Here is a 13111-nt window from a genome sequence, read left to right on the forward strand (position 1 = left end):
CACAAGCGCGATGGGATTAATTTGGCAGCTCTACTATTTCAATCCAGTACTTGCCTAAATGTTTCATCAAATCGACTAAACCATCAAAATCCACGGGCTTAGTAATGTAAGATGCAGCGCCAGAGTCATACCCTCTCAGTTTGTCTTCTTCCTCTTTGGAAGTAGTTAAGATAACCACAGGTATAGAGCGTAGTATTGGGTCTTTTTTGATTTCTTGTAACGCTTCTCTACCATCCATTCTTGGCATATTCAGGTCAAGTAAAATGAGGTTTGGTCTTGGGTATCGTTGTTTATCAGTAAACTCCCCCTCATTTCTCAAATATTCCAAAAGCTCAACCCCGTCCTTAACAAACTGAAATGCATTGAGTACTCGGCTTTCTTCTAAAGCGTCTTGAGCCAACAAGCGATCATCTTCGTCGTCATCCGCCATCAAAATATGGATCGGCTGAGTTTTTTTATAGTTCATTCTTCAGTTCCTGAATAATTGGTGTTGGTTCAGCGAGTAGTGTGATCGTGAATTTAGCACCCTTACCGTCTTCACTGGTCGCTGAAATCGTTCCGCCGTGTCGCTCAACAATGCGTCTACACACGGTTAAACCAATGCCAGTACCAGCATATTTTTTTCTGTCATGTAGTCGTTGAAAAGGCGAGAATATTTTCTCAGCATATTCAGCATCAAAGCCAACGCCATTATCTTCTACCACAAAAGTATAAGCATCTTGACTCATCAATTGAGTGTTTTCAACCGCGATTGTAATAATCGGATCGCGCCCTTCTACTCTGAATTTAATAGCATTGGAAAGTAGATTTAAAAACAGCTGATGTATTTGACTAGCATCACATTTTATTGTTGGTAACACGTCCGAGTTTACGCTCGCACTACTGTCATTAACTGCAATTTCTAAATCGTCCAACACAAACTGTAAAACTTGGTTGAGATCCTGTTCTTCAAAAGGCTTTGCTCTAGTGGTAACTCGGGATAACTCAAGCAAGTCAGTGATAAGTGTTGACATCCGCTGTGCGGCACTCGTCATTCGAGCCAAATAATCCTTGCCCTTGTCATCAAGGTGCTCACCATAATTCTTTTCGATGCGATCGCCAAAAGCGCGGATCTTTCTCAGCGGCTCTTGCAGGTCGTGAGAGGCAACAAACGCAAAGTCTTCTAGCTCACGGTTACTACGATTGAGCTCTTCTGCGTAGTGTTCTAACGCTTCGGTACGTGCTTGTACCTTTTCCTCTAGGTGATCGTTTACTTTTTCTAACTCGCGCTTTGCTTTCTTTGCACTGCGAAGATTGACTACTAAAAGCAACAAAATGGCAAAAATCATCACGGCGCTCAGCAAAGTAAATACCACTATATTGATATGCGCTTCTTTGCGGACACGTTTTAACTGATTCAGCTGAATGGTTCGGATGTCCACTTCTGCGGCCATGATCTGAGTAAACTCTTCTCGTAAGTCGCCACCAGAATCGGCAGCTCGGTCAAGTAATAAGGTCTCATTACCTATATCGGTATTACGTGCCACAACTAGCGTACTTTGCAAGGCTTTGAATCGCTCCTTTACACCTTCGACATAACGATTGATTTTTTGCTGCTGTACATCACTTTCAGAGTGATTCTGACCAACTCTAGCTATGCTCTCATCAAGATTTTGTAATGCCTTTTTATAAGGTGCTAAATCGCTCTCTTTATTTGAGATTAAAAATGCTCGTTGTCCAGCCTCCGCATTTAGCATCGCAATATGTAGCTGGTCCAATGACATCATCACTTCACTGGTGTTACGGATACTCTCTTGAACTTGGTTTAATTCTTTAACGTTGTTAAAACCGATCAGGGCATTGGACGCAACAAGGCCAACACTCACAATAACCGCAAACCAGATAAAATTCAGTCTATTACTTATATTCATAAAATAACTAAATTTAGACTCATTGTTCACTCATCATTTCCTTGCTCCACTAGCGTCTGTAACAACTCGCTGCACTCTTTGGTTGCCTTAATAATCGTGTTTGCTATCTCTATTATCTGCTGTTGAGAACCTGGCTGTTCAGCAATAAGCTTAATCAACTCCGAGTTCATTGAAATTTGATTCAAAGGCTTGCGTGCGTCATGTACTAACTTAGCAAGTTCGCCTTGGTCACCTCGTGTCATTTTTTCTCTCCGAAATTATGATTGTGTTTCTCCTTCGTAGGCGTTTAAGCGGTTATAGAGCGTTTTCGTGCTAATCCCAAGCATCCTAGCCGCTAGCGTCTTATTACCTTCTACTGATTCTAATGTTTGATAGATCAATTCTCGTTCTACTTCTTCTATCGTTTTACCTGGCTTCATTTCCGGCGTTGGTACTTGAATCGCATTTGCTCTGCTTGAAGTGCCCACCTGTGGTGGAATTGAAGCGCGATTTAACTGCGTATGCTCCACCATGCGTTTCGCCTGCGCGAATGGTGAGGCAAAGTTCGCATCAAATACTAAGCTATGATCGTCATGATCCGCCATAATATAGGCACGATGTATAGTGTGCTTGAGTTCACGAACATTACCAGGCCAGTCATATTCAACCAAACGGCTCATATCCGCCGCCTTAATCACATATTGACTATTACCTTTTTTATTCAAACCTTGAAGAAAATGCTCGGCGAGCAATGGAATGTCTTCCTTTCTCTCTCTGAGCGGTGGAATATGGATTGGAAATACCGCCAAACGGAAATAAATGTCTTCTCGCAGTACATCATTGGTAGCAATATCTTCAACGCTTCGATTAGTCGCCGATATTACTCGGCAATTTACTTTTATTGGTTTTGTGCCACCGACTCGTGTCACCGTATGCGTTTCAAGTACACGTAGCAAGTTTGGCTGTTGCTCGATTGGCATTTCGGTTAATTCATCCAGAAATAAAGTGCCATTCTCTGCTTGTTCAAATACTCCGACTTTTTGAGCATTTGCTCCCGTAAACGCGCCTTTTTCGTGACCAAATAGTTCGCTACCGATCAAGTCTTTCGGGATTGCACCACAGTTTACGTTAACCAAGTCCCCCGTCACTGTGCTAGCATTGTGAATTGCGCGGGCAAACATCTCTTTACCTACACCACTTTCCCCCATCAACATCACGTTTGCGTCGGTGCCAGCCACGCGCTCTATCATCTTATATAGATGCTTCATTTTAGCAGACTCGCCCAGCAACACACCAAAATGCGCTTGACTCTCGGTTCGCTTGGGTTTGTTCTTCGAAGGGCTTAACGCATTTCTAAAATCATCCGCGTCAACGGGCTTAGTGAGATAATTTAACCCATCATGACAAAGCTGCGACAACGCTGACTTTACTGATGGATGTCCCGTAACCATGGTTATTGGTGTACGGATCCCTGCGGCTCTAATTTCATCAACTAGATGTAAACCACTGCCATCTGGCAGCATAAAATCAAGAAAGATATGATCAAAACTTTGCGTTTCTAGCCATTGTCTGGCCGACGCCAAGTCATTCGCTAAACACGCGTCATGGCCCAGATATTCAACTATACGGCAAGCCAGCTCTGCAAAATCATGATCATCATCTACTAATAAAACGGTTTTCAATTGAGTCCCTCTCTCAATACTCCAATAGTGTTTCCACTTTTGATTTTTATCTCATACACTAATGAATGGCCGCAAAATACCTAATTCGGAACCATTACGTTCAGCGCGTGTTTCTGGATCACTATTTCAATACTTTTTGCACTAAGCACTTCACCATCTAGTGCAAAGTGTTGTTCTTGTTCAAATTCTATGTTTATCTTTTCGCACTGCTCGGTGCGAATATTAGAAGGTTTGCCGTCTAATTTAGGTAAAATAAGTTCAGCTACCGTAAGATTCTGCGCACCATCCGGCTCAACCGGTAAAATCGTAATATCTAGTTTGCCATCGTCATAGATTGGCTCTCCATGACCTTGAGCAAGAATTGTGGTTTTTGGTGCTGCATTCGCTACAACCAGACTAACACATTCTATTTGAGATTGCTCAGCGCCATTAAAGCTGACTTTAAAATGAAGGGGCTTATTCTCACTTACCGCCTGCCAAAGACCTCTAATATAGGCTAATTGCCCCGAGTTATTCTTTTCTTCACGCCCAGCCTTTTCGATCATTTCGTGACCAAAACCAACGGCTGCTGCTAAAAGCGCGGTGCGGCCATTACAGTTCATTATATCAATAGGCTTAGTTTTACCCGCTAAAATTGCTTCACAGGCACGGTTAATGGGATCTATTTTTGACAGTGAACCGAGTAACACAGTCGCTAAGGAATTTGCAGTACCTAAAGGCAATATACCAAACAGTACATCGTTTTGATGAACACCATGAGCAACACTTGCTAATGTGCCATCACCGCCTCCTGCGATGATGATATTTGGCTGTGTATCAGACATGATTTGTTTAGCCAAAGCCGCGACATCAGTCTCTTTCTCTGTAAAGTGAATGGATAAGTTATATTTTTCCGTCAGCATACCCACAATGTCGTTTTCATAGGTAAACCATTTACCCGATCCAGATACAGGATTAATGACTAACGCGGCCTGTTCGCTGTGGGTAAAGTTTTGGCTGTGATGTAGCTTTGTCAGTCCTTTCAGCTGATGCTTGTTTAACCTAGCCGTTTCACGGCGGTTTTGAATTTTTTCGAGTGCTTCACGGACGGTATAATCGGGGTTGGTTGCAAGTAAATAAGCGGTACAAAAGAACACTGAACGACCTCGACCTAATGCACAATGCACCACAACCTTTCGCTTTAGTTCGTGCTGCGCCGCTATCCATGCCATGCCATGCGCCAATTGCTCTGAGGTGGGCGCTTGATGATCTAACACTGGAATATTGAGGTAGTGTAAGCCTTGCTGCTCTGCTGACCAATTTAACCCATCAAACTCTGCAGTTACGTCTAAAATGGCTTCAATCCCTTCCGCCTTAAGCATATCCACATCGCTTGGAAATAACCGACAAGCAACGAACAAATTATCTGTAAGCGGCTGAAATGCATCAACAACATCTCTTCCTCGTTCAATTGCATTGTATAAATGCACACAGCCTAAGTAAGGCCAAAATAGCCAGGTTATATACCAAGGAATTTTGCCTGTACCGTGTTTTCTAAATATGTGCGGATAGTTGGTTGCATAAGCAAAAGTAACTAAAGAAATAGAGACGGTAAACCACGCAAGCGGCAACATTAGCCAAGATCCAATACTGTGGATCGTGAGGGCGGCTAAACAGAGACTTGCAAACAGGTAGTACTTGAGCATTTTCATTGCCTTTCCTTAATTATTTTTGTCGCCTACGGCTTTTTATTATCGCCTTATGCGGAACTCTCTTAGGTTTGTACATATGTAACTAAGTATAGGTATGCATTTCTTAATCTGCGCTGATTCATCAACTTGTTTATGATAATCATGAAGATACTTAACTATAGCTGAGACTATTCTCAAAGAAATAAAAAGTGCGTCTGGGTGTTTGTAACGACTTATGCAAGCGCTGCTACATAAGTATTCAGCCACCATTAATCTATTAAAATTTCTAATGTGAAAATCATAAAATTTATCAGTTGAATGAAGCATAAATGATCACCATAATGGCGATCCTTTAAACGCATTTGGAGAACCAAACAGACAATGGCAAACGAGCTCGACTGGCTACTTAACTTAATATTACTTACTTTAGGTTTTGGTGCCTTTTTTATTAACCATAAAACGCTACTAAGAGTAGCTGCTGTGTGCGCATGTGGCGTACTTTTTATCTCGTTTAGCCTTGATCTGATGAACACCAGTGTAATTTCTAACCTTAGCCTGATTTTGATAAATACTTTTTATCTATTCAAAGTCTATACCTTTGGTCAACTGGAAGTTCACTAGTTTCTAGCGACTAGTTCCTAGCGACTAGTTCCCTATTTCACTTCGGTGCGCTAAAATCATGGCCATCATTGCTTGTTAATGGAGAAGCAGTATGGCCATGACTGATGAAGAACTATTTTTAGCTTCAATGGGCGACGTCACTCCTCTCGCTCAAGACAAAAAAGCAGAATTACGCCGTCACAAAAACGAACCAACTATTTCGCAACTCGCAAAACGCGAGGCCGCCGAGCAAGAGCTTGAGTTTGATCCTAATTACTTATCCACAGAGTACGTTGATCTATTAGATCCGCACGATCTACTCGCCTATAAAAAAAGCGGCGTCCAAGATGGTGTATACAAAAATCTCAGATTAGGTAAATACCAAGTTGATGCTACCTTAGACTTACATGGCAAACCATTTCATGATGCACGTAAAGCTTTGTTTGACTTTGTTACAGATTGCCATGCGAAAAGCATCCGAGTGTTGTTGTTGAGGCATGGTATCGGTTTAAACAGTAAACCCTTTCCCGCTGTACTGAAAAGCTATACAAATAAATGGCTGCAAGAAATGCCACAAGTGTTAGCATTTCACTCTGCATTAAAATGCCATGGTGGTAGCGGCTCTACTTACGTACTACTAAGAAAGAGTGAAGAGAAAAAACAAGAAAATAGAGAGCGTCACGCTAAACGCTAAAAAAACAAAAAGCCGAGTAATACTCGGCTTATTTGCTATTTGCGGTGGGTGTCGTCCCCTGAAGTTCACTTGCACTAGCTTGATTAAACCAAGCCGATACACCTAACAAAATAACCGAAACCACAACAAGTGATAATTTCGCGCCACCTTGACTTTGCTTCATGGGTTAGACCTTTTTATTATTGTTTTTTTGTTAAATTAATGCATCATTCACAAACACTCAAGATGTTTTTTTATACAGTAGTTTCTACTATTCCCTTTACACCCTGCTCTGTGGCTAATTACAACCATTTAATCAATTAGTAACCCTGCTTTTTCTGAACTAAATGAACGAGTGCTCTGCCCTCCTGCATCGCTAAATAGTTGTTAGCAATTTGCTGAGCAGCCGTATTCAAACTGGTTAATGCGGCAACATGTGGAGTAATGCTAATGTTTGGCTGCTGCCAAAAGACATGTAATGCCGGGAGCGGTTCAGTGTCAAATACGTCTAAAATAGCCCCGCCAAACGTCTCATCCGCTAATGCATTGAGTAAATCCGTCTCGTTAAGATGACCACCTCTTGCGACATTAATGAGTACGCAATGATCTGGCGCGAGTGCAAACAACTGGGCGTTCAGTATCCCTTTTGTATGTTCAGTCAGTGGTAGAAGGCACACAAGATAATCAATATCTGAAAGAAAAGCTGCTAGCTCACCTTGCCCACTGAAGTGCTCAATATTGTCGAGTTGTTTTGCAGAGCCGGACCAACCTTTGATGTTAAATCCATTTACGTGTAGCTTATGCGCGACCGCAAGGCCAAGTTGCCCCATCCCCATAATACCAACCGTGCGACCTGCTCTTGCGCGCCTTGGCTTCCATATTTGCTGAAATTGGTTATCCCCGTACTCTCTAACTCTAAGCTTATGGCTTAATAGTTGGCCTAATACATATTCAGCCATATCATCCGCTAAATTTGGGTCAACGATACGCGCAACCTCTACATGTGGTGGTAACAGCTGCATCGGAATGCTATCAACACCGGCACCGTAAGAATGCACTACTTTTAAATTAGGAAGCTGTGACCATAGCGTCTCTGGCGCATTCCATGCCAGCACAAACTCGACCTCCTTTAATAAGCTAACATCATCAACGGGCCATTCAAGCAAGGTTTGCTGCGGCAACAGTGCTGCTAACTTAGCAACTAACTTGTCATTATTACGACCAGTAACACAAATAAGTAAAGCCATATTGTTCCTTTATTCTCGCGACACGCTATCACTGCAAAATAAATGACATACCAATGCAACATGCTTGTCATTAATAGTTTTTACTCTTGCAAAAAAGCGCCAACAGGTGATGAAAAATGATCAGTGTAGATAAAGTCATTGAAGCAAATCTTCCACAACTTGAAAACTCCCCAAAGGTAAAAGGTTTAGTAAAAAAAGGGCTTGGTTATCTCTTGCATGAGCAAGAGTTTGTCGCGTTTGCTGACACCTACCCTCATTTGCAAGGACTCGAGTTTGTTGAACAAGTGCTCGATGAGTTAGATTTTGACGCTCGCTTTAAACCAAAGCAAATAGAGCATATCCCAAGCGAAGGTCCGGTGGTGATCGTCGCAAACCACCCTATTGGCTCTTTAGATGCACTGGCACTAATCAAAGTGCTGGCGCAAGTACGGCCTGACTTAAAGGTTGTTGCTAACCGGATGTTGATGTCGGTTACACCAATGCATCCACTATTGCTGCCTGTTGATAACCTTTCAGGTGCAAGTAAAAAGCAAGAGCTGGCAAACATTCACAAGCATTTAAAATCTGAGGGGGCACTACTTATCTTCCCAGCAGGTGAAGTTTCTCGCTTAAGCCCGACGGGTATTAAAGACTGCAAATGGAATTCTGGCTTTCTAAGAATGGCTAAAAAAGCCAATTGCCCTATTCTACCCATTTTTATCAAAGCGAAAAACAGTCCGCTCTTTTACGGCACTAGTATGATTTATAAGCCTTTAGCCAGTTTATTATTGGTCAAAGAGATGTTTAAACAAAGGCAAAAATCGCTAGAGTTTGAAATAGGCGCCAGCATTCCTCCAGAGTCTTACCTTATTGACAACCTTAAAGACAAAGAGATAGTCGCGCTTATTCGCAAGCAACTTTATCGCCTTGCCAGTAAAAAGCCACTGCCACTCAAAACGCAAACCCCTATTGCAGTTCCAGAAAATCGCAAAGAACTTAAAAAGGCAGTGGAAGCGTGCGAGTGTATCGGTGAAACTCCTGACGGCATGCAAATATACGTTTACCAATACACCGGCAGCTCGGTGATATTTAGAGAGCTTGGACGCCTTCGAGAAATTGCCTTTAGGGCCGTAGGAGAAGGGAGTGGTAATCGTCGTGATATCGATAAGTACGATATGCACTACCACCATTTGTTGTTATGGGACACGAAACAACTTGAGTTGGTGGGTGCCTACCGCCTTGCAAGTGCTAAGCAAGTGATAGAAGAACATGGACAAGCTGGGCTTTATACCGACAGCTTGTTTTCGTACAGTGAAGCAATGAGCCCATACTTTGAAAAAGGCCTCGAACTTGGTCGCAGCTTTGTGCAGCCCAAGTACTGGGGTCGCAAGAGCCTAGATTACCTGTGGTATGGGATCGGTGCATTCGTAAAGCGCTACCCAGAACACCGTTATATGTTTGGTGCAGTCAGCCTCTCAAACGCGTTACCGGATGAAGCAAAAGCCATGTTGGTATATCACTACCAACATTATTTCTCAAACCTTGAAGGTATCGCCACACCGAACAACGAAATGAAGCTGAGTAATGATCAGCTTAACCGTTATCAACAAATGTTCAGTGGCGATGACATCAAGGAAGATTTCGCAGAACTTAAACATATTCTTGCTAATATGGGTGCTCAAGTACCAACCCTATTTAAACAGTATACTGAGCTTTGCGAAGAGCAAGGCGTGAATTTTCTGAGCTTTAGTATAGATCCTGACTTTAATAACTGTATCGATGGTCTGGTACTCGTTGACTTAGCGAAATTAAAAGAGCAAAAAGCAAAACGCTACCTGGGTGACAACCCCTACGGTTAAGCTCAAATACATTGATCCGCTGCAATAAAGATCGCTACACTGAGGTCTTTATTGTTGCTTATACCAATCACGGGATCATTTGTATGCTCAAGCTACTTGGCCAAGCTTTCATCATTTTGCTGGTGTTTTTCGCCGTCTCAGCCTATCAAGAAAGGAACATGCTTGCCGACTCGGGAGAGCAAACGGCACCGCCATTTCACCTACCCATTTTACAATCCAAGCAAACTTATTCGTCTATTCAACTTAAAGGCCAACAAAGTGTCGTGTATTTTTTTGCACCTTGGTGCGGTGTATGTCGAGTGAGCATGCCGAATATTGATAAATTACATCAGCAAGGCAAAGTAAAAGCGGTGGCGATTGCGTTGGATTATCGTTCCACCGAAGAAGTAACAAAGTTTGTCAACGACCTACAATTAGACATGCCCGTATTACTCGGTAATCAAACCACGGCAAAAGCATATAAAGTACAGGCTTACCCTACATATTATGTACTCAATGAAGACTTCAAAATAACCGAGCGCTCTGTTGGTTACTCATCTGAGATAGGGATCCGAACTAGATTGTAAGAAAGCTCAGCAAACCGCTTACAGTTAATTACGACTCTCTGAAATTAATCAACAATTATTTCGTTTAGGCTAACGCACATCTTAACAAAGGATGAATAGGAAACCGACCATGCGCCACGCCCCAAACTTTACACTCAACAAAATTTCATTCCTCGTGCTCTGCACTACCCTTGCCAATCATGCATTAGCCGATGAGGAGAAAATTGAACACATTGAAGTTATCTACAAACGCAGCTCCGTTATTTCAGAAATTACCGAAGATGCACAAAAACTTGTAGATATGCCAGGAGCCATGGGCGACCCGCTCAGGGCAGCTTTTGCTCTACCTGGCGTTGTTGCTGCGGGTGGGTCTATGGGTGCACCTGCCGTGCGTGGTTCTTCTCCTGATGACAATATCTTCGAAGTGGACTTTATGCCCGCAGGATATATCTTTCACGATTTCGGCAGCTCTATTTTCAACCGCAATACAATTCAAGATTTTCAGCTGAATTCTGCTGGATTTGGTACCAGTTACAGCAATGCCACTGGTGCCGTGTTTGACGTCACGCTGCGTAATCCAAAATACCAAGATATTGCCACCACGCTAGATTTAACGATGTTTAACGCAGGTATTTTCGTTGAAGGTAAAGCAACTGAAAATTCTGCATTCTATATGTCAGCAAGAAAAAGTACCCTACCGCTGTTTTTCAGTGATGGCGAGGAGCTTGAGGACGATGATGGCAAGCCAACAGGGATCACCATTAACGATCCACCGGATGATCACGACTATCAAGCCAAGTGGTTGTGGGATATCAATGCAAATAATACCTTAACAGTAAATATCAATGGTGCGGAGGATTCGGTTGCGGCTGGGTTTTCAGGCGCGTCAGATCTTGCCCTTAAAACCCCAGAATATCAGGGCGACGCTCGCTATATTCGTAAATTTAATAGTCAGAACGTATTGTGGGACCACTACGCTAAAGACTTACATATTCGCGCAGGCTTCGGTTATCTCAATCACCAAGCCACTATGCGCTATGGTCAACGTGCGACTTTATCTGATGGCTATTTTGAAAACTTTGAAGAAGAACAACTCAGCTATAAAGTACGAGCCAGTTATAAACTAAACAAAGACCAACGTGTCATTGCAGATGCCGGCTACTACGACAAAAAATCCACCTACCGCTACGACGCTTTTAATTATGTTTGCACCGAGTTTGACCCCGACTGTGACCTAAATAAAGGCCAGAGGATTAAGGGCACATCGAGTGCAGGAACAGATTCTGCCTTTATTGGGGTTAATCACGTTTGGCAATTTTCACCAAAATGGCAAAGTGAATTAGGAATGGTTGGTGAATATTATGACTATAGCGACGAAACAATTGTTCATCCGCGTCTTGCGCTCAATTACTTCTATAACGATGACACGGTGTTCTCAGCCAAGGCTGGTACTTACAGCCGTATTCAAGACCTTGAATACATTTTACCTGTTGTTGGTAACCCTGAACTTGAAGCTCAGCGTTCAACTCACTATACCTTAGGTTTTAAACAGGAGTTGGAAAATGAGTGGTCATATTCCGTCGAGACCTATTATAAAACCATGGATGATCTGCCAAAAAGCGCCCCTTTATCTCAAGTAAACTACATCAATGGTACTTCCGGTACAGCCTACGGTGTTGATTTTATTGTTAACAAAAACAAAACCGATGACTGGTATGGTTGGATTGCTGTAAGCCTTGCAAAAAGTGAGCGTGAGGATGAGCTAACCGGCATTAAGCGTGACTATTATGCCGATACCCCTTTTATTCTTAATGCCGTGTTTCACTATGACTTTGGTGAAAAGTGGTCTGGAGGCTTTAACTTTACTGCTCGCAGCGGTCAAGCCTATACCCCAATTGTGGGTGTAAAAGAGAACCCTGAATTTGCGAACCGCTACTTGCCTGTGTATGGCGACCCATTCTCAGAGCGTTTTGACACTTATCACCGCCTAGATATTCGTTTTGAACGCAAAACAGAATTATTTGGTCTCGATGGCAAGCTAATTTTGGAGCTAATGAATGCATATGGCCAAGACAATACAGCCTATGTTGACCTTGACTACGACAGAGTCAAATCAATCAATGATTTATATATAGAAGAGGAAAGCGATGACTTTGAAATGCGTCCTTCTATTGGCTTCAGCGTAACATTTTAACTTGCCATAGGCGCACAAGCTCTGCATGATCACATTTATTTTTGTAATAAGAGTCCCTTCATGCCAAAAGCGTGCGCCTATCATATTTTAGTAAAAACCGAAAAAGAGTGTTTAAACATCAAAGCCAAACTAGCCAAAGGTGCTGACTTTGGCAAATTGGCTAAACAACATTCCCTTTGCCCTTCAAAAAAGCGCGGTGGCGACCTTGGTGAGTTCAATAAAGGGGATATGGTGAAGACCTTTGACGATGTGGTATTCAAAAAGCCGTTATTTGAAGTGCACGGCCCAGTGAAAACCAAGTTCGGCTTCCACTTGATCAAAACCGTCTATCGAAGTTAATCGCTTTTTTGGATTAATCTCATCATTTTAATTCAATTTACCTTCATGATTAATACTCTATACTGAAGTTCAGGTTCATTTAGGAGAAAGAATATGTTTACTGTTATTTTTGGTCGTGAAGGTTGCCCATTTTGTGTCCGTGCAAAAGAAGTGGCTGAGCGTTTAACGCAACAGCGCGACGACTTCAATTTTCGCTATGTTGACATTATTAAGGAAGGTGTAAGCAAAGCCGACCTTGAAAAGTCAGCAGGCAAACCTTGTCCAACCGTACCACAGATTTTTATCGACCAAGATCACATTGGTGGTTTTACTGAGTTCGAAGCCTATGCAAAAGCGAATTTAGGCCTTTATCAGTAACTTTTGCAAATTAAGATGGATTAAATTTTAACCAATATCAGACACATATAAAATAGTGTGAATTTATGCAAGCTTTT

14 protein-coding genes are annotated in these 13111 nt (G+C 42.4%); 7 read left to right on the forward strand and 7 right to left on the reverse strand.

The window, feature by feature from the left end:
- Window positions 1-16: 16 nt before the first annotated feature.
- From JJQ94_RS18380 to JJQ94_RS18400, 5 genes are all read right to left on the reverse strand, one after another.
- Window positions 17-466: a response regulator gene (locus JJQ94_RS18380; protein WP_010378908.1), complete on the reverse strand. Its 450-nt coding sequence runs from the start codon at window positions 464-466 to the stop codon at window positions 17-19.
- Complete coding sequence (locus JJQ94_RS18385) at window positions 456-1910, reverse strand: sensor histidine kinase (RefSeq protein WP_236596513.1); 1455 nt, start codon at window positions 1908-1910, stop codon at window positions 456-458. Before JJQ94_RS18385 ends, JJQ94_RS18380 begins: the two co-directional genes overlap by 11 nt.
- A gap of 26 nt (window positions 1911-1936) precedes the next feature.
- Window positions 1937-2152, reverse strand: coding sequence for a histidine kinase (locus JJQ94_RS18390; protein ID WP_099029402.1), 216 nt, complete (start codon window positions 2150-2152; stop codon window positions 1937-1939).
- 15 nt (window positions 2153-2167) lie between these two features.
- Window positions 2168-3571 (reverse strand): sigma-54-dependent transcriptional regulator, encoded by a 1404-nt coding sequence (locus JJQ94_RS18395; RefSeq protein ID WP_099029403.1) that lies wholly within the window; start codon window positions 3569-3571, stop codon window positions 2168-2170.
- Between the two features lie 80 nt (window positions 3572-3651).
- Window positions 3652-5262: a diacylglycerol kinase family protein gene (locus JJQ94_RS18400; protein ID WP_099029404.1), complete on the reverse strand. Its 1611-nt coding sequence runs from the start codon at window positions 5260-5262 to the stop codon at window positions 3652-3654.
- 360 nt (window positions 5263-5622) lie between these two features.
- On the opposite strand from JJQ94_RS18400, the gene JJQ94_RS18405 reads away from it, so the two are divergent.
- Together JJQ94_RS18405 and smrA are read left to right on the forward strand one after the other, a co-directional pair.
- Window positions 5623-5862 (forward strand): hypothetical protein, encoded by a 240-nt coding sequence (locus JJQ94_RS18405; protein WP_010378899.1) that lies wholly within the window; start codon window positions 5623-5625, stop codon window positions 5860-5862.
- A 91-nt stretch (window positions 5863-5953) separates the two neighbouring features.
- Window positions 5954-6535 carry a DNA endonuclease SmrA gene (gene smrA, locus JJQ94_RS18410; RefSeq protein WP_010606588.1) on the forward strand — a complete coding sequence of 194 codons (582 nt, stop codon included), beginning with the start codon at window positions 5954-5956 and terminating at the stop codon, window positions 6533-6535.
- A 28-nt stretch (window positions 6536-6563) separates the two neighbouring features.
- Here smrA and JJQ94_RS24315 read toward each other — a convergent pair whose 3' ends face one another.
- Together JJQ94_RS24315 and JJQ94_RS18415 are read right to left on the reverse strand one after the other, a co-directional pair.
- Window positions 6564-6698, reverse strand: a complete 135-nt coding sequence (locus tag JJQ94_RS24315) for a hypothetical protein (RefSeq protein ID WP_010378895.1) — start codon at window positions 6696-6698, stop codon at window positions 6564-6566.
- 136 nt (window positions 6699-6834) lie between these two features.
- Window positions 6835-7761 (reverse strand): 2-hydroxyacid dehydrogenase, encoded by a 927-nt coding sequence (locus JJQ94_RS18415; RefSeq protein ID WP_099029405.1) that lies wholly within the window; start codon window positions 7759-7761, stop codon window positions 6835-6837.
- Between the two features lie 116 nt (window positions 7762-7877).
- Here JJQ94_RS18415 and JJQ94_RS18420 point away from each other — a divergent pair, with 116 nt between their 5' ends.
- The 5 genes from JJQ94_RS18420 to JJQ94_RS18440 all read left to right on the forward strand — a co-directional run bounded on the left by JJQ94_RS18420 (window position 7878) and on the right by JJQ94_RS18440 (window position 13034).
- Window positions 7878-9599 (forward strand): GNAT family N-acyltransferase, encoded by a 1722-nt coding sequence (locus tag JJQ94_RS18420; protein ID WP_099029406.1) that lies wholly within the window; start codon window positions 7878-7880, stop codon window positions 9597-9599.
- Between the two features lie 83 nt (window positions 9600-9682).
- Window positions 9683-10165, forward strand: a complete 483-nt coding sequence (locus JJQ94_RS18425; protein WP_099029407.1) for a TlpA family protein disulfide reductase — start codon at window positions 9683-9685, stop codon at window positions 10163-10165.
- 109 nt (window positions 10166-10274) lie between these two features.
- Entirely contained in the window at window positions 10275-12338 is a 2064-nt protein-coding gene (locus JJQ94_RS18430; RefSeq protein WP_099029408.1) for a TonB-dependent receptor plug domain-containing protein, read from the forward strand.
- Window positions 12339-12398: 60 nt separating this feature from the next.
- Window positions 12399-12677 carry a peptidylprolyl isomerase gene (locus JJQ94_RS18435; protein WP_099029409.1) on the forward strand — a complete coding sequence of 93 codons (279 nt, stop codon included), beginning with the start codon at window positions 12399-12401 and terminating at the stop codon, window positions 12675-12677.
- Between the two features lie 93 nt (window positions 12678-12770).
- Window positions 12771-13034 carry a GrxA family glutaredoxin gene (locus JJQ94_RS18440; RefSeq protein WP_099029410.1) on the forward strand — a complete coding sequence of 88 codons (264 nt, stop codon included), beginning with the start codon at window positions 12771-12773 and terminating at the stop codon, window positions 13032-13034.
- Window positions 13035-13111: the final 77 nt, after the last annotated feature.

It is taken from the genome of Pseudoalteromonas sp. GCY, from assembly GCF_016695175.1.
GTDB lineage: Bacteria > Pseudomonadota > Gammaproteobacteria > Enterobacterales > Alteromonadaceae > Pseudoalteromonas.